Raw genomic sequence first — 15,140 nt, 5'->3', positions numbered from 1 at the left:
GGGGTTTTCCGGGGGTTGGCCGCCCCCCCCCCCCCCCCGGGCCCCCCCCCCCCCCAACCCCGGGACAGTCCCCGCATTCCGCTTCGCTCCATGCGGGCTACGATGACCGCCTCTTACTCCGTCTGGAAATCCCCCGGCTGCGGCGCGGCCAGTGGCGTGAACTCGCAGCGATCCGGTTTGATGTCGATCAGCGGCGTGTTGTCGAGGCAATCGAGCCCGCGCACCAGAATCGCGTTGCCCTCGATGCCGACCAGCTTCACGATCGACGTCCCGATCGGATTGGGGCGCACCGGCGAGCGCAGCGAAAACGTGCCGCGGGTCTTTTCGTTGTTCTTCGGGCTTTGCAGGACGATGTCGCGGCGCGACTTGTCGAGCCAGTAGAGCACTTCGAGATTGCTGTAGAAATCGACACCTTTGATCGCCGGCACGAATGGCTCGAAGACCTCGAGCCGGCATATCGGGCCGTCATGCCGGCCCTGCCGCGGGGTCTCCAGCCGCGAGCTCCAGGGCGTGCGGATGCGGCCGATAAAGACGAGGCCGGCATCCTGCGTCGGCGGCAGCTCGATGGAGACTTCACCCTCGCGGAGCTCGTTTTCGCGAACCATATTTCCAAATCCCTGCTGTTCGCCGGCAGTTTTAGCCCAACCACCACTTGCCGGCCAGCATGAAGACTTCGCCCGCGACCACGCCCGCGAAGATCGAGCGGCGGGTCAGCAGGAAGACGACGAGGCCGGCGCCGACCGCACCGTAGCGTAAGGCATCGGGCACGCTCGCAAGCGCCCCAGGCGGCTCGACCACGATCTGGGCGATGACGCCGGCCAGGATCGCGGTGGCGACCGCCCGTACCCAGACCAGAAGCTCGGAGCCTTCGTCGATGCCGCCGCCGAACCACAGGCCCAGCATGCGCCATATCTGGTTGGGAACAACGCCGGCGACGAACAGCACCGCCAGCGCGTGCCAGTCGCCAATGAGCTGCGCAAAACTCATGCACGCACCTCCCGCCACCAATGCACGCCATAGGCGATGGTGCCGGCCACGAGGCCGCTGACGAGGATGTCGAGTCCGGAGTTTATTTTCGCGGCCAGCGGATACAGCAGAACCCCTAGCGCAAGTGCGACGACATCGGCGACCTCGCGGCTGTTGCGTGCGGTCGAGAACAGGAAGGACAGCGGCGTCAGCAAAAGGATCGCCGCCCCAAGCGTCTGGGTCAGATTCGCAGCAAGGAAATAGCCGACCGTGTTGGCGGTGAGACACACCGAGACAAGACCGAAGCCAAGTCCGTTGACGAAGGCGATCCGGCGTTCACGCGGCACCTGCGGCAGGAAGCGATGGCATTCGACCCACAGTGTCACTGCAGTGAGATGCGCCGCGAAAAACAGCTCGCGCCGTTTCGTCGTCGGCGTGCGCATCAGCGGCAGCACCGAGACCACCATCGGAAACAGGCGAATGGCGCTGACGGTGACCGCGATCGCCGACTGGATGACCGTCGCGCCGGAGCCGAGCGTGGTGATCAGGATGATCTGCGCCGGACCTGCCCAGACGAACAGCGTCGAGCAGAGCGCCCAGAGCAGGCTGAAATGGGTGTCGTGGGCGAGCGCGCCAATGCCGAGATAGGTCGCGAACAGGACGAGGGTGAGGATCGTCTGCGTGATCGAGCGCAGTCCCCACGCAAAGGCGCGCCAGGGACTTTGCCATTGAGGTGAATCGAGCGGAGGAAGCGCCACGGGAGTCTTGGCCGGGTGAGGAATCGTGCCTGCATAACGGGCAATACGGCGGCGGGCGTCAAGAAAGCGCGCGGCGGGGCTGGCATGCACGCGTGGTTGCCATTCGGGGCGCGTCCCCTACCCGCTCACACGCGGTTCTTCAGCACGAAGCATGCCCCGCCCGCCTTGCGGATGCGACCGCAGAGTTCATCCGCCTCGCTCCGCGTATCGGCGCCGATGCGCACCTGGTAGAAGGCGCGCGTGCCTCGGCTGCGCATCACTGAGCTCAGCAGGCTCGGATCACGTTCGCCGATCACGGCGCCCAGCCGCGTGACCGCGCGGGAATACATAGCCAGTGCCCGGTTGCGGTCAAAGCCCGCGGCGAGCTGCACGCCCCAGATTTTTGCGGCCGCCAGCTCCACATGCTGTTCGAGCTCGGCGACGAAAGCATTTGGCGCGCGCTTCAAAAGCGCCATCAGATCGCGGCAGCTCGTCGGTGGCGCGCTCGGCGGACCCTTGCCCGTTGCGCCTACCTTGGCCCAGGCATCGATGCTGGTGCCAGTGATGGCAAGAACGTAATTGCGGGTCTGCTCCGGCATGCTGCCGGTGCCGGCGAGCCATTCCTGCACCCGGCGCGGCCCGGCATTGTAGGCGGCCGCCGCCAGGCCGAGATTGCCGAACTGGTTGCGCAGCTCGTTCAGGAATTCCGCCGACTTCGGCAGCGCCTGCACCGGATTGAAGGGATTGAGCAGCCCGCGCTCGCTCGCGGTGCCCGGCATGAACTGCGCGATCCCCTGCGCGTGTTCGCCGCTGCGCGTCATGGGCCCCACCGCATCGGCCTGGAAGCGGCTCTCCTGCCAGATCACGCGGGCGAAGAACTCCAGCGGCAGATTGGCATCGCGCGCCGCGGCCTCGACGATCAGGCAGATCGATTCCCGCGTATCGCTCTCGCGCGCATCCGCGGGCTTCGCCGGCTGCACAGCGAGTTCTTCGACGCTGGGGACGGCGACGTCGGTTTTGGCGGGCGAACTGTCCCACGCAACAACCTGTGTCGCCGAGACAAGCAGCGCGGGGATGATGCACATCGCAATCTGCACCCATCGCGTGCAGGCATGACGGTGGCGCGCCTCGGCGCGGCATGCGACAGTGTGATCTGCCATCTTGTGGCATCGTGCCATGGTTCGACGAGTTGCCAATATATGCTGCCTGACCTGCTTCTCCCAATGCGTTACCCCGCCAAACGGATCCGCGCGATCCTTGTCCTCGCCGCATTCATCCTGGGCGTCGCGCCAGCCGCCGCGCAGGTGACGTCCCAAGTCACCTCTCAAGTCAATTGGCGGATGACCACGGAATACCCTGAGAATAACATCTCCGGGATTGGACTCGCGACCTTCGCAAGCCGCGTCTCCGACCGTACCCACGGTTTCGTGACCGTGACGAACGCCTTCGATAACCAACTCAAGATCAACTCGGGCGAGATGCCGCGCGCGGCGCTGGACGGCCGGATCGCGGGCGGCGATGCCTTCGCGGGCGCGCTCTCGGGCCTCGACCCTGTGTTCGGATTGTCCACCCTGCCCTTTCTCGTGCAATCGGTCGACATCGCCCGCGCCACCAATCTGCGGGCGCGCCCGCTCTACGAAAAAGCACTCGCTGCGCGCGGCCTCAAGCTGCTCTATGTGACGATCTGGCCGGCCACGGGCCTGTGGTCGGAACGGTCGCTCGAAGGTGCCGACGACCTGCCGAAACTGAACTTGCGAACCTATGATGCCAATTCCACCGAGGTCATGCGCGCGGCCGGCGCGAACGCGCAATTCCTGCCGATGGACGCGGCGCTCGCCGGACTGAGGGAACACCGGCTGAATGCCTTCCTCACCTCCGGCGACGGCGGTGCGGGGCGCAAATTGTGGGACTTTCTGCCGCATTTCACGGCCATCAACTACGCGATGCCGATCTCGATCGCCTTCGTCCGCAGCGACGCCTTTGCCGAACTGTCCGAACCGATGCAGCGCGAGGTGCTGGCCGCGGCGGCCGAGACAGAACAGAGCCAGCTCGCGCTACTGACCCACCGCACCATCGAGAACTATGCGCGCATGCGCGACAATGGCGTCCATATCGCCGAGCCGGCGCCCGCGTTCCTTGTCACGGAGCTGCGGAAGGCAGCAAAGGACGCGATCGCCGCCTGGGGAACCCGGGCAGGCGCGGAGGCGACCGCAATCGTCGAATGGGCGAGACAGCAATGAGGGAGCGGTAGCGGAATCTGCAATCAACGTCCTGCCGGTGTCGCTGCCTACCGCCCTAGTTCTTGACCGGACCCGGGATTTCGCCCCGGATGGCGCGGTCGAGGGCATCGATCAGCGCCTGGATCTCGATGAACTTGTTGCGCGCTCGCTCGGCCGTGTCGCGCACAAACGGAGCGGCCAGCACTTTCGCATGCGCATCCCTGTCCTCGATCATGCGATCACGGGCCTTCTTCAGAGTTTCAAGTCGCTCGCTCATCCGGCCTCTCCTGAAAAAAATCGTCCCGATCTCTCGTCCGGATTCGCCATTAACAAGACGCGGCGAACGAGCAACCCTCAACAGCCGCGGCAGATGTTCTTCAGCTTCGCTGCGGTTCTGGCCTCTTCCGCAACGAACGGGTCCTTGTAGGCAGCACGGGACCCATCGTTCTCCGCAGCAGCGGGCTTTCTTTCCTTTGGAGGAAACGCAGCATCGTAGCAGGCGAGACGTCCGCTCGTGCTTTCGATCGCCCGGCAGTCCGGCCCTGCCGCGACAGCGCCTTGCGACAGTGTGCCAAGTATCAATATGGCAAGCATCAATGCGACGAGAAGCGCTCTCCGGCGGATCCAGTCGACCAGACGAAATCGAGTCATACACGCTCCTGCTTAGTCGGCGGGAGCGCTGGTGACCCTCAGTCACCGGTCGATGCCAATGGAAGGCGGTGATGGCGCGACTCTACGCTTCCCTCCCGCGAATAGCGAGCTTTAAGGGATACGCGGTATCAAGAAGGCGATTTTCGGCCTGACAATGGTTGCGCGTTTGCCTTGGTCCGTGGCCTCGTTTAGGTCAAGCAATAGGCGGCGGTATCAACACAGGCGTGGCGACATGGTTACAATCTATTTCGATCTCGACGGCACGCTGACCGACCCGAAGCCCGGGATCACGCGCTCGATCCAGTACGCCCTGGAGCGGCTCAACGTCGCGGTGCCGAGCGCGGACGAGCTGACCTGGTGCATCGGCCCGCCGCTGCATGCCAGCCTGCAAAAGCTCACGGGCAGCGCGGAACTCGCCGACCGGGCGCTGCTGCTCTATCGCGAGCGCTTCAGCGATGTCGGCCTGTTCGAGAACGAAGCCTATGCCGGCATCGTGGACACGCTGACAACGCTTGCCGCGACAACACCGCGCATGTTCGTGGCGACCAGCAAGCCCGCGGTCTACGCCACCCGTATCGTCGAGCATTTTGGCCTGAAACCGTATTTCGAGCGCGTGTTCGGTTCCGAGCTCGACGGCACGCGCGTCGACAAGCGCGACCTGCTGCGCTACGCGCTCGACGAAGCCAGGGTCGATCCCGCCAGCGCGATCATGATCGGCGACCGCAGCCATGACGTGGTCGGCGCCCGCACCAACGGCATGACCGCGATCGGCGTGCTCTATGGCTACGGCAGCGAGGCCGAGCTGCGGGACGCCGGCGCGCATCACATCTGCGCCGCGCATTCGGAGCTGCTCGGTCACTGCGTGGTCTAGGTCCATCAAGCGCTGACGGTCTCTACCGCCGCCAGCATGCCGGTCCTGGTGTGACAGTTCAGATACTCGAAGAACTGCTCGTCTGCAGCCGCCATAGTGACCTCGTGATAGAGCCGCAGTTTTGCTGAAGGGCCGAGCGTCGACAGGTACTTCATCGCGGCGCCGAATATCCTGACGTGGGTCGGATGCGATTCCGCCCACCGCTCCAGCGCCGCCAGGCTCTTCCACCAGCTTTGACCATAGGACTTTTCACTCGCGCTCCCGTCGGCTGCCAGCACGCCCATGTAACGGTTGGCGTAGCAGCCGATGCCGAGGCCCTCATCGCGCAGGAAATCCATGCCCTCGCGCAACACCGGTTCGACGTCGTCGAGATAGAGCGCTCGCTCCGAGGTCTCGGTATCGCTCCAATCCTGGCCTGATCGGATCAGGCAGAGATTGTCGTGCGCCTGCACGCGCAGCCGCGCGCCGTCGCGGATCAATTCGGGATTGCCGCCCGGCGACATTGGATCAGTCTGCGACAGCGGGATGCGATCACGCATGCCGCCCCAATAGGCGTGCTCCTGCACCTCGCCGCTCATGCCGCCGGCGATAGCGGCGACGCCCTCCGGCCGGCCGAGCGAGGAAAACAGCGTCTCGTGCCGCGCCACCGTGGGGCGCAGCACCTCGATGAAAGTGCCGATGCCCTCGCGCTGCGTTCCGGTCCAGGCCTCGCGCGCCGGTGCAAACCATTTGTCGAACCGCGCAATGTCGTCCCAATAGGCCACCGAGACGACGTTCTCGTAACCGGCCTGATCAACGTATTGCGCGCGGTCCCAATGCGAGGGCCTGCCTTCCGCGGCAAACCGTTCCGCGATGTCGGCGAGCGCGTCGGTCGCAGCCGCCGGCGCCGTGCCGCGATATTGAAGGCCGAAATAGGCCATCACGACCCGGTTCACCGCAGGCTTATAGCGCGCCACGAAGGACGGGTATGGCGGCTGGTAATCGTCCGGCACGCGCTTGTGGCGCGTGCGCGGGGTCTCGAGATGCAGAGGAATTGCGGATTCCATGAGCGTGCCTCCCTCGATTCCGGCGATCAGCTCGCCGCCGCGGCGATGTCCGTGGGCTCGACGGTGTCGACCGGCAGCGCAAACTGCTCGACGCGCTGGTAGCGCTTCTTGTTGAGCAGGAGCCGCGTCACGTCGGGGCGCGAATAATGCCCGGCTGGATCAGCGGCGTTCTTGGCGACACCGATGGCGCCAAGATCGATCTCGGCGATCAAGAGGCCCTCCTGGTCCGGCGCGAGCTTATCGCCGATCTGGCTGCCGTCGGGACCATAGATCGCAGCGAAGCCACCGCCGGCATGCAACAGCGCATGCTTGTCCGGTCGATCACACAGCTCGTCGATCATCGCTTGCGAGACCGTTGCGCAAGGGGCAAGCACGAAGCAGGAGCCCTCCACGGCATAGACGCGCGAGGCGGCGTTATTCACCTCGGCGCCGAGCGCCGGCGCGAACGGATCGTAGAGCGAAAAGCTCGGCCAGGCCGCGACATGGACCTGCTCGTTCTGGGCATACATCGCGTATTTCGACAGCGGCTGGAGATGCTCCCAGCAGCACAGTGCGCCGATGCGGCCGATGTCGGGCCGCGCATGCACGGCGAGATCGCTGCCGTCGCCCTCGCCATAGACCGTGCGCTCGGCATGGGTCGGCCGCAGCTTGCGGCGCTTTGCGATGGTCTCGCCATCCGGCCCGATCAGCCATTGCGCCAGATAAAGACTGCCGCCGTCGCGCTCGGACAGGCCGAGCACGGCAGTGAGCTTGGCCTTGTGCACGGCGTCGCGCAGCCGCTCGGCCTGCGGACTGTCATAAGACAACGAATTGTCGAAATAGCGCTGCACGAAGCCGCGGCCGATCGCCCAGGCCGGGGAATCCATCCAGATGTGCCAGGGGTAGCCGGGGATGAAGGCTTCCGGAAAGGCGATCAGCTTTGCGCCCTTCTCGGCGGCGTCCCTGATCAGGGCGATCGACTTGTCGATCGAGGCGTCGAGATCGAGCCAGGCAGGCGCCGCCTGCACCACCGCGACCTTGTATTTCGGATGTTCGATGCCCATTCCCACCTCCCTTGCCGGTTGATCGGAAGCCAGGTCCGATGCAGTCTATTTGACCAAGCCGGGACGGCGGGCGCTCGACCGCGGCGGAACAAAAACTCGACCGGACGGGATTCGCCGACCCGGTACGGGATTTGCCTTTCAGGCGGGACCTGCGCCGACACGCGATATTGCGGGATGTGAAAGGGAGGCTTTGCAGATGCCGATCCAGTTCACCACAGACGACAGCCCAGGCCACCGCCGCCTTGCGCTCTGGCAGGATATTGTCTGCGACGTCTTTGTCGGGCTCGACTGCAAGTCCGATCTTGGCAGCGCCTTTCGCGGCTCGGTCACCCGGGCGCCACTGGGCAAGGCGGAATGCTCCGAGGTCTGTTCCGACCGTCAGCACGTGTTGCGCACGCCCTCGCGCATCGCGCGCTCGGATCAGGATTTCATCCTGATCGCGCTCGGCAATCGCGGCACCGGCGGCGTGGTGCAGGACGGCCGCGAGGCCGTGGTGCACCCGGGAGAGTTTGCGCTCTATGACACCACCCGGCCCTACGAGCTGAAATTCGACGGCATCTTCACGCAGACCATCTTCAAGGTGCCGCGCGAGATGCTGCAGCGCCGGCTCGGCGCGACCCAAACCCTAACCGCCAGCGCTTTCGGACCAGACTCGGCACTGCAGAGGATCGCCTACGATTTCGTCTACCGGCTTTGCCAGAGCGCGGATCAGATCGATCCGCACCACGCCGCCGCGCTGTCGGAACAGGCCGTCGATGTCCTGGCGATGGCGCTGGGCGAGCGGCTAGGCAAGACGCCGCTGCCGTCCTCGACCCATCGCTCCGCCCTGCTCTACCGATTGAAGGCGCATATCCGGGCTCATCTTGCCGATCCCGACCTCTCGCTGTCCGAGACCGCAGCGGCGCTCGGCATTTCGTCCCGCTATGTCAACGATCTCCTCGCCGACGAGGAAACCTCGTTCCAGCGCTACGTCCTCGGTGAGCGCCTCGCTCAATGCAGACGCGATCTCGTCTCCCCCGTGCTCGCTCACCGCCACATCAGCGAGATCGCCTTCGCCTGGGGCTTCAACGACCTCTCGCACTTCGGCCGCGTCTTCCGCGAGCATTTCGGGATGTCACCGCGCGACTACCGGCAGAGCCAGTCGCGGCATTGACGCAAGGTCTGCCGAGAGCGTCGCCTACGGCACAAGCGCATCGCTGGGAGATGCGACGCGGGCCTTCATCGCTTCGCTCATGGGAAGCTGGAGGTTCTCCCCTTTCGGCGGAATCGGCGACTCGAACCACTTCGCGTAGAGCCTCCCGAATTCACCGGACGCCATCTTCTCCTTGATCGCGGCATCGACGACGGCCTTGAACTCGGGATCTTCCCTGCGGGTCACTAGCCCATAGTAAGAAGGCGCATAGGTGGCCGCCAACATCCGGAAAGCCCTGGGATCCGAGGCGTTCGCGACGAGACCGGCAACCAGGATATCGTCCTCGAACCACGCCGTGGCGCGACCCGTTCCCAGCATGAGGAGCGACTCGGCGTGGTCCTTGGCCTGCACGATCGTCACATTCAGCTTCTGGTCATCGAGGAGCTTCTTGGCGACCCCGAAATTCAGCGAGCCCTGCGTGATGACGACCGTCTGCCCGTCAAGTCCTTTCGGCTCCATCAGCTGCGACGAGGCCGACACCAGCCAGCGCGGCGATGCCACATAGGTCGCAACGGAGAACGCCACCTGCTTTTGCCGTTCGGCCGTATTGGTCGTGCTGCCGCACTCGACGTCGATGGTACTGTTCTGGAGCAGCGGGATGCGATTGGACGCATTCACCGGAACGTATTCGACCTCCAGCTCAAGCCGCTGCAACATGACCTTGACCTTGTCGGCCACTGCGGCACAGAGGTCGAGCGAGAGCCCGGTCGGTTTCTGATCTGCTCCGAGATAGGCGAACGGAATCGACGCCTCGCGGTAGCCGAAGCTGATCTTGCCGACCTCCCTGATCTTTTCCAAAGTCTGACTCGCCGCTTGCGCGGCCCCCATCTCGAGTAGCGCCAGTGATGCGGCGGCAATGGCGAGCTTCGGCGCGTGTACGCGGATCATGTCAGCCTCCAACCAGTTGCTAAGCAGTGGGATTTCGCGACAGCTCGTCGAGACTTTCTCTCAAAGCCCGATCAAGGATCTCAACAGCGCGGTCGATCTCCTCGGTCGAGACGGTCAACGGCGGCGCGATACGCCACACCGATCCGCGCTCGGGGCGGCGGCGGATGTTCATGCTCAGCCCGTACTCGAAGCACTTCTTCGTGGTGAGGCCGCCAAGCTGGTGGGCTGGGCGTCGGCTGTTGCGATCGCTGACCAGCTCGACGCCAAGCAGAAGGCCCATGCCTCTGATGTCGCCGATCTGCTCGTATTTCTGCTGGAGCCCTTCGAACCGGCCTCGCAGGTAGGCTCCCATCTCGTTGGCGCGTGCGACAAGTTTCTCCTCAGTGATCACGCGCAGCACCGCGAGCCCGACCTCGGCAAGCAAGGGATCGGACACGTGGCTGGTGTAATAGGTAAAGTGATCCTCGTGGAGCTTGCTCTCGATCGCCTCGGTGGTCGACACCGCCGCAAGCGGAAGCCCACCGCCGAGCGTCTTCGACATAGTCATGATGTCCGGAACGACCCCGAAATATTCGGATCCGGTCTTCTTTCCGATACGCCCGAAAGCAGTCTGGGCCTCGTCGAAGATCAGCAGCATGCCGCGCTCATCGGCCGCCTTTCGCAGGGCCTCCATGAACGCCTTCGGCGGCACCAGCACGCCGCCGGCGCTGATCACGGGCTCCGCGATGATCGCAGCACCCCTCCCGCTCGACTGCATGTCGAACATTTTCAGGGCGAGTTCGAGATTGGCGAGCGCAGACTCGTCATCGCTGCCCTTCGAGATGTAGGGCCGGTAGGCGTTCGGCTCCGGGATGACGAACACGCCGGGCGGCGGCACGCCATATCCCTTGCGGTCGCTCGCCATCGAGACCGAGGCCGCTCCGCCGGTGATGCCGTGCCACGAGCCGCCGAGAACGAGCACCTCGTAGCCGCCCGTGTACATCTTGGCCATCCGGAGCGCGACTTCGGTTGCTTCCGAACCGGTATTGATGAAGATCGAGCGTTTGAGATCGCCGGGCAGCCAATCCCTCGCCAGCACCTGGGCGAGCTCGGCGACCACTTCGGGGATCATCCCGCTGAAGAGATGGAAGGCCTTCTTTCCCGCCTTCTCCACCGCCGCGACGATGGCTGGATGGTTGTGGCCGATGGTGGCGCACATCTGGCCCGAGGTGAAATCGAGATAGTCGCGCCCATCGCTGTCGGTCACGATCGTCCCCTTCGCCGAGGTGAAGAGGTTCGGAAACACGTCTCCACCATAGCGGACGAGGAATTCGTCGGCGGCCTGTTTCAGCGCTGAAGTCATGGGTTCTCCTCGGGCAAGCGGCATCCGCCGCACAGCCGTGCGGTGTGGCGATGCACTCGCCGTTGTCGGGTCGGTCTTTTGGGGCACGAAGCTGTTGCTTCAGGGCGTTTGCGGTACAAGAATTGCCTGAGCAACAGATAAATTCGTACCGGGCAGACATGATGGGCGCCAGTTCAAAAAACTCAGCAGCCGATGAAGCGGGGTCAACACCGCGGTCGAGAATGCCGCCGCTCAAGGCGCTGTCGGCATTCGAAGCCGCTTCGCGCCACGGCAGCTTCAGCCGCGCCGCAGAGGAGCTCGGGGTTACGCCCTCCGCGATCAGCCACCACATCCAGAAGTTGGAGGATTTCCTCGGCGTTCGTGTTTTTTCGCGGCACGCCGGCCGCGCGGTGCTCACCAATGCCGGTCGCGTCTATGCCGCCGAGATCGAGCGCGCATTTGGAATGATCATGGGCGCGACGCGGCTGGTCGCGCCGCAGTCGCAGCGCAATCATCTGTTCATCGCGAGCGGCCCGAGCTTTGCCGCCAAATGGCTTCAGCCGCGGATCGGGAATTTCATCGGCGAGCATCCGGAGATCGGGATCAGGCTGTCAACTATCGCCGACTTGCGCGAGCTCGATACCATTCGCTTCGATCTCGCCATCGCCTATGGACGCCCGCCCGTCCTCAACGACCGGCAGATCGAGCCGCTCCTGGCTGAGCGTCTGCGTCCGCTCTGTAGCCCGCTTCTGATCGAGCAACTCGGACTTCACGAGCCCGGCGATCTTGCCCGGGCCACCTTGATTCATTCGTCGAACGCGCTGACCTGGACCGACTATCTGCGAAAGGTCGTCGGCACGACGATCAAGGCACGCCACGAATTGTGGTTCGATCGATCCACCATGGCCATCGACGCCGCGGTCGAAGGTCTCGGCGTCGTCCTGGAGAGCGAGATTCTCGCCGCCGACGAGCTGGAAAAGGGCACCCTAGTCGCGCCGTTCCATCAGCCCCAATTCGAGGTCGAGACCGTGTCTTATTATCTGGTGCGGTCCTCCGAGGCCAAAGGCCGCAGCCATGTCGACGCGTTCGAAGCCTGGCTGCGCGCGAAGATCACGGCTGCGAATTTGAAGGGGACAATCGTGGCGTAACGCGTGCGACCCCAGCAGAGCCGCTATGTGAGCACGCAATAGGACACTGCGCGTGCTTGCTCTACCATCGGCACCAGGCCGCGGGGATCAATCAGCGGCCAGCCGAGGAGCAAATCGATGGAATACCGACGCTTGGGCCGCTCGGGCCTGATGGTACCCGCCTTGAGTCTTGGGACCGGTACCTTCGGCGGCGTTGGCCGCCTCGCTGCATGGGGCACGACTGACGCGACCGAAGCGCGGCGCCTTCTGGATATCTGTCTCGATGCCGGCGTGTCGATGTTCGATACCGCGAACGTCTATTCGCTCGGCGAATCCGAGCGCGTTCTCGGCGAGGCCATCAAGGGCCGCCGCGACAAGGTTTTGGTCTCGACCAAGGCGACGTTCCGCTTCGGTGACGGCCCTAACGACATCGGGTCGTCGCGGCAGCATCTGCTCACAGCCATCGATGCTTCGCTGAGCCGGCTCGGCACCGATTACATCGACCTGTTCCAGCTCCACGGCTTCGACGCCTTCACCCCTCCTGAGGAGGTGCTTAGCACCCTCGACGTGCTCGTGCGCGCCGGCAAGATCCGCTACGTCGGCGTCTCGAACTTTTCGGGCTGGCACCTGATGAAATCGCTTGGCGTTGCCGACAAGCATGGCTTCCCGCGCTATGTCGCCAACCAGACCTATTATTCACTGATCGGGCGCGACTACGAATGGGAGCTGATGCCGCTCGGCCTCGACCAGGGCCTCGGCGCGGTGGTCTGGTCGCCGCTCGGGTGGGGACGCCTCACCGGAAAGATCCGCCGCGGCCAGCCAAAGCCTGACGTAAGCCGCTTGCCCAAAACGGCCGAGTTCGGCCCACCCGTGCCGGACGAGCACGTCTACCGCGTCGTCGATGCGATCGACGAGGTCGCCAAGGAAACGGGCAAGAGCGTCTCGCAGATCGCGCTGAACTGGCTGCTACAGCGTCCGACCGTCTCGACGCTGATTATCGGCGCGCGCAACGAGACGCAGCTGCGCGAAAATCTCGGCGCGGTCGGCTGGTCGTTGACCAAGGACCAGATCGCCAAGCTCGATACGGCGAGCAAGGTGACGCTGCCCTATCCTTACTGGCACCAGCGCACGGCCTTCACCGACCGCAACCCGCCGCCGGTGTAGCGACCGCGCGCGGCGCAGTCCGGCTTGAGCTGCATCAATCCGGCCCGCGCCGACAGTGGCATCGTGCGCTCCCGCGAGGCCGCCCGATGCGCCGATTTGCCATGAAGGCCCTGTTCACCGCTCTCAATCTCAACCGCGCCGAGCGGAGCGGGATCGATTGGGACCGCATCATCCTGATCGCCTCGACCGCCGTGACGGTTGGGCTCGTCGCGCTCTATGTGTTCGGGAAGTCGACCTCGCGCTGGTGAGCCCGCGAAGGCCGTTCCGACCCATGCCCGCGGTGCCGGGAGACCCGCGCCGGGCGCAGGAACCGCCCGTATCCTGCCGGGTTGCGATGCATCTCGCAATTTCCTAGTCCGGAGACGAACCACGGCTCGAATCAAGCCCGCCGCCATCATGTCGCCAGCCCCCATGGAGCACGCCGACGGCCTGCCGCAGCCGCAGCGTGGCCAGGCGGTCCTGACGATTGCGCTCGGCATCATCATGGCAGTGGTCGACAGCGCCATCGCCAACGTCGCGCTGCCGACGATCGCGGCCGACCTCGATGCAAGCCCGGCGTTCTCGATCTGGATCGTCAACGGCTACCAGCTCGCGATCACGATCTCGCTGCTGCCGCTGGCTTCGCTCGGCGAGATCGTCGGCTATCGCCGCGTCTATCTGGTCGGGCTGGTGCTGTTCACGCTTGCCTCCGCATTCTGCGCGCTGGCGCACACGCTGCCGCTCCTCACGATTGCACGCATCGTGCAGGGGTTCGGCGCGGCCGGCATCATGAGCGTCAACGCGGCGCTGGTGCGCTTCACCTACCCCCGCAGCCAGCTCGGCCGCGGCATCGGGCTCAACGCCCTCGTCGTCGCCTTCTCGGCTGCGGTCGGCCCGACGCTCGCGGCCGGCATCCTGGCGTTCGGCAGCTGGCCCTGGCTCTTCGCCATCAACGTCCCGCTCGGCGTGGTGACACTGGTGCTGGGCTTGCGCAGCCTGCCGCACACCAGGCCTGCGAGCCATTCCTTCGACTGGCAGAGCGCGGGGCTGTCCGCGATCACTTTCGGCGTCGGCATCGCGGCCGTCGATAGCGTCGGTCATGGCGAAGCGGCGATCACCTGCCTCGTGCAGTTCGCCATCGCGCTCGTCGCCGGCGCACTGCTGATCTACCGCGAGACCCACATGGCCTCGCCGCTGCTGCCGATCGACCTGTTGCGCATCCCGGTGTTCGCGCTGTCGATTGCAACCTCGATCGCCTCGTTCTGCGGGCAGATGCTGGCCTTCGTCGCGATCCCCTTCTACCTCCAAAGCCGCTTCGGCTATTCGGCGGTGCATATGGGTCTCCTGATCACGCCGTGGCCGATCGCGGTCGCGTTCGCAGCACCCCTCGCCGGTCGCCTGGTCGAGCATTACCCGGCAGGCCTGCTCGGCGGCATCGGCCTCACGCTGTTCGCCTGCGGCCTCGCTGCGCTCGCCTTGCTGCCGGCGGCGCCCACGCCGCTTGATGTGATCTGGCGGATGGCGCTGGCCGGCGCCGGCTTCGGCCTGTTCCAGACCCCCAACAACCGCACCATGATCGCAGCCGCCCCGCGCGAGCGTGCCGGCGGCGCCAGCGGCATGCTGGGGACGGCGCGGCTGCTTGGGCAGACCACCGGCGCAGCGCTGGTCGCGCTGTTCCTCGGCCGCTATCCGATCGAGGGAACCAGGATCGCGTTGCTGACCGGCGTCGGCTTCGCGCTCTGCGGCGCGGCGCTGAGCATGTTGCGGCTGTCGCCCGCGGGCGCGCGCGGCGCCGAGCATGTTCGTGTGCAGGACGACCAGCGCCTGCGCGGTGACTAGCCGAGCCCACGCGCACGCTACCACCCTTCCTATACACAACCGGTGCGTAGCTTAACTATCTGAACCAATGACGTATTGCCCTCCCGCTGTGGTTGCG

Annotated in this window: 17 protein-coding genes; 7 read left to right on the top strand and 10 right to left on the bottom strand. The window is 65.1% G+C overall.

The features are described 5' to 3' along the window. Positions 1 to 113: 113 nt before the first annotated feature. The 4 genes from tsaA to AC0L3A_RS21895 form a co-directional block, all read right to left on the bottom strand. Positions 114 to 605 carry a tRNA (N6-threonylcarbamoyladenosine(37)-N6)-methyltransferase TrmO gene (gene tsaA, locus AC0L3A_RS21910; RefSeq protein WP_007603257.1) on the bottom strand — a complete coding sequence of 164 codons (492 nt, stop codon included), beginning with the start codon at positions 603 to 605 and terminating at the stop codon, positions 114 to 116. A gap of 31 nt (positions 606 to 636) precedes the next feature. Next, positions 637 to 987 carry an AzlD domain-containing protein gene (locus AC0L3A_RS21905; RefSeq protein ID WP_007603256.1) on the bottom strand — a complete coding sequence of 117 codons (351 nt, stop codon included), beginning with the start codon at positions 985 to 987 and terminating at the stop codon, positions 637 to 639. After that, complete coding sequence (locus AC0L3A_RS21900; protein ID WP_473255175.1) at positions 984 to 1,724, bottom strand: AzlC family ABC transporter permease; 741 nt, start codon at positions 1,722 to 1,724, stop codon at positions 984 to 986. The genes AC0L3A_RS21905 and AC0L3A_RS21900 overlap by 4 nt, the downstream gene beginning before the upstream one ends. Positions 1,725 to 1,849: 125 nt before the next feature. After that, the gene (locus AC0L3A_RS21895) at positions 1,850 to 2,788 is read right to left on the bottom strand and encodes a lytic transglycosylase domain-containing protein (protein WP_473255182.1); all 939 of its coding nucleotides are present in this window, start codon (positions 2,786 to 2,788) and stop codon (positions 1,850 to 1,852) included. A gap of 114 nt (positions 2,789 to 2,902) precedes the next feature. On the opposite strand from AC0L3A_RS21895, the gene AC0L3A_RS21890 reads away from it, so the two are divergent. Then, on the top strand, positions 2,903 to 3,943 hold the full coding sequence (locus tag AC0L3A_RS21890; RefSeq protein ID WP_473255174.1) for a TRAP transporter substrate-binding protein: 1,041 nt from the start codon (positions 2,903 to 2,905) through the stop codon (positions 3,941 to 3,943). Between the two features lie 55 nt (positions 3,944 to 3,998). Here AC0L3A_RS21890 and AC0L3A_RS21885 read toward each other — a convergent pair whose 3' ends face one another. After that, the gene (locus AC0L3A_RS21885; protein ID WP_007603252.1) at positions 3,999 to 4,199 is read right to left on the bottom strand and encodes a hypothetical protein; all 201 of its coding nucleotides are present in this window, start codon (positions 4,197 to 4,199) and stop codon (positions 3,999 to 4,001) included. Between the two features lie 77 nt (positions 4,200 to 4,276). After that, positions 4,277 to 4,573 carry a hypothetical protein gene (locus tag AC0L3A_RS21880; protein WP_007603251.1) on the bottom strand — a complete coding sequence of 99 codons (297 nt, stop codon included), beginning with the start codon at positions 4,571 to 4,573 and terminating at the stop codon, positions 4,277 to 4,279. 232 nt (positions 4,574 to 4,805) lie between these two features. Between AC0L3A_RS21880 and AC0L3A_RS21875 the strand changes: the two genes are divergently transcribed. Next, positions 4,806 to 5,444: an HAD family hydrolase gene (locus AC0L3A_RS21875; RefSeq protein WP_354158409.1), complete on the top strand. Its 639-nt coding sequence runs from the start codon at positions 4,806 to 4,808 to the stop codon at positions 5,442 to 5,444. Positions 5,445 to 5,449: 5 nt separating this feature from the next. Here the strand turns inward: AC0L3A_RS21875 and AC0L3A_RS21870 are convergent, their stop codons facing one another. Beyond that, positions 5,450 to 6,490, bottom strand: a complete 1,041-nt coding sequence (locus AC0L3A_RS21870) for a phenylacetaldoxime dehydratase family protein (RefSeq protein ID WP_473255173.1) — start codon at positions 6,488 to 6,490, stop codon at positions 5,450 to 5,452. 26 nt (positions 6,491 to 6,516) lie between these two features. Then, positions 6,517 to 7,533, bottom strand: a complete 1,017-nt coding sequence (locus tag AC0L3A_RS21865) for a carbon-nitrogen hydrolase family protein (RefSeq protein ID WP_007603247.1) — start codon at positions 7,531 to 7,533, stop codon at positions 6,517 to 6,519. Between the two features lie 196 nt (positions 7,534 to 7,729). Here AC0L3A_RS21865 and AC0L3A_RS21860 point away from each other — a divergent pair, with 196 nt between their 5' ends. Beyond that, positions 7,730 to 8,686, top strand: a complete 957-nt coding sequence (locus AC0L3A_RS21860; RefSeq protein WP_473255172.1) for an AraC-like ligand-binding domain-containing protein — start codon at positions 7,730 to 7,732, stop codon at positions 8,684 to 8,686. Positions 8,687 to 8,710: 24 nt separating this feature from the next. Here the strand turns inward: AC0L3A_RS21860 and AC0L3A_RS21855 are convergent, their stop codons facing one another. Together AC0L3A_RS21855 and AC0L3A_RS21850 are read right to left on the bottom strand one after the other, a co-directional pair. Continuing rightward, a complete protein-coding gene (locus AC0L3A_RS21855; RefSeq protein ID WP_219684917.1) occupies positions 8,711 to 9,613 on the bottom strand; it encodes an amino acid ABC transporter substrate-binding protein in 903 nt (300 codons plus the stop codon). A 19-nt stretch (positions 9,614 to 9,632) separates the two neighbouring features. Beyond that, positions 9,633 to 10,955 (bottom strand): aspartate aminotransferase family protein, encoded by a 1,323-nt coding sequence (locus AC0L3A_RS21850; RefSeq protein WP_354201887.1) that lies wholly within the window; start codon positions 10,953 to 10,955, stop codon positions 9,633 to 9,635. A 221-nt stretch (positions 10,956 to 11,176) separates the two neighbouring features. On the opposite strand from AC0L3A_RS21850, the gene AC0L3A_RS21845 reads away from it, so the two are divergent. The 4 genes from AC0L3A_RS21845 (at position 11,177) to AC0L3A_RS21830 (ending at position 15,043) form a co-directional block, all read left to right on the top strand. Continuing rightward, the gene (locus tag AC0L3A_RS21845; protein WP_219684915.1) at positions 11,177 to 12,082 is read left to right on the top strand and encodes a LysR substrate-binding domain-containing protein; all 906 of its coding nucleotides are present in this window, start codon (positions 11,177 to 11,179) and stop codon (positions 12,080 to 12,082) included. A gap of 117 nt (positions 12,083 to 12,199) precedes the next feature. Beyond that, positions 12,200 to 13,225, top strand: coding sequence for an aldo/keto reductase (locus tag AC0L3A_RS21840; RefSeq protein ID WP_219684914.1), 1,026 nt, complete (start codon positions 12,200 to 12,202; stop codon positions 13,223 to 13,225). A gap of 86 nt (positions 13,226 to 13,311) precedes the next feature. Continuing rightward, entirely contained in the window at positions 13,312 to 13,473 is a 162-nt protein-coding gene (locus AC0L3A_RS21835; protein WP_219684913.1) for a hypothetical protein, read from the top strand. 148 nt (positions 13,474 to 13,621) lie between these two features. Continuing rightward, a complete protein-coding gene (locus AC0L3A_RS21830; protein ID WP_051058504.1) occupies positions 13,622 to 15,043 on the top strand; it encodes an MFS transporter in 1,422 nt (473 codons plus the stop codon). Positions 15,044 to 15,140 lie beyond the last annotated feature (97 nt).

The organism is Bradyrhizobium sp. MI1.3, assembly GCF_055811695.1.
Note: the sequence above shows the minus strand (reverse complement) of the source record. Positions and strands in the feature narration are given on the sequence as shown.

What these genes read in the sequence shown, in the direction of transcription:
- tsaA (WP_007603257.1), bottom strand. Translation starts at nt 605, where the DNA reads ATGGTTCGCGAAAACGAGCTCCGCGAGGGTGAAGTCTCCATCGAGCTG.
- AC0L3A_RS21905 (WP_007603256.1), bottom strand. Translation starts at nt 987, where the DNA reads ATGAGTTTTGCGCAGCTCATTGGCGACTGGCACGCGCTGGCGGTGCTG.
- AC0L3A_RS21895 (WP_473255182.1), bottom strand. Translation starts at nt 2,788, where the DNA reads ATGTGCATCATCCCCGCGCTGCTTGTCTCGGCGACACAGGTTGTTGCG.
- AC0L3A_RS21890 (WP_473255174.1), top strand. Translation starts at nt 2,903, where the DNA reads ATGCTGCCTGACCTGCTTCTCCCAATGCGTTACCCCGCCAAACGGATC.
- AC0L3A_RS21885 (WP_007603252.1), bottom strand. Translation starts at nt 4,199, where the DNA reads ATGAGCGAGCGACTTGAAACTCTGAAGAAGGCCCGTGATCGCATGATC.
- AC0L3A_RS21880 (WP_007603251.1), bottom strand. Translation starts at nt 4,573, where the DNA reads ATGACTCGATTTCGTCTGGTCGACTGGATCCGCCGGAGAGCGCTTCTC.
- AC0L3A_RS21875 (WP_354158409.1), top strand. Translation starts at nt 4,806, where the DNA reads ATGGTTACAATCTATTTCGATCTCGACGGCACGCTGACCGACCCGAAG.
- AC0L3A_RS21870 (WP_473255173.1), bottom strand. Translation starts at nt 6,490, where the DNA reads ATGGAATCCGCAATTCCTCTGCATCTCGAGACCCCGCGCACGCGCCAC.
- AC0L3A_RS21865 (WP_007603247.1), bottom strand. Translation starts at nt 7,533, where the DNA reads ATGGGCATCGAACATCCGAAATACAAGGTCGCGGTGGTGCAGGCGGCG.
- AC0L3A_RS21860 (WP_473255172.1), top strand. Translation starts at nt 7,730, where the DNA reads ATGCCGATCCAGTTCACCACAGACGACAGCCCAGGCCACCGCCGCCTT.
- AC0L3A_RS21855 (WP_219684917.1), bottom strand. Translation starts at nt 9,613, where the DNA reads ATGATCCGCGTACACGCGCCGAAGCTCGCCATTGCCGCCGCATCACTG.
- AC0L3A_RS21850 (WP_354201887.1), bottom strand. Translation starts at nt 10,955, where the DNA reads ATGACTTCAGCGCTGAAACAGGCCGCCGACGAATTCCTCGTCCGCTAT.
- AC0L3A_RS21845 (WP_219684915.1), top strand. Translation starts at nt 11,177, where the DNA reads ATGCCGCCGCTCAAGGCGCTGTCGGCATTCGAAGCCGCTTCGCGCCAC.
- AC0L3A_RS21840 (WP_219684914.1), top strand. Translation starts at nt 12,200, where the DNA reads ATGGAATACCGACGCTTGGGCCGCTCGGGCCTGATGGTACCCGCCTTG.
- AC0L3A_RS21835 (WP_219684913.1), top strand. Translation starts at nt 13,312, where the DNA reads ATGCGCCGATTTGCCATGAAGGCCCTGTTCACCGCTCTCAATCTCAAC.
- AC0L3A_RS21830 (WP_051058504.1), top strand. Translation starts at nt 13,622, where the DNA reads ATGTCGCCAGCCCCCATGGAGCACGCCGACGGCCTGCCGCAGCCGCAG.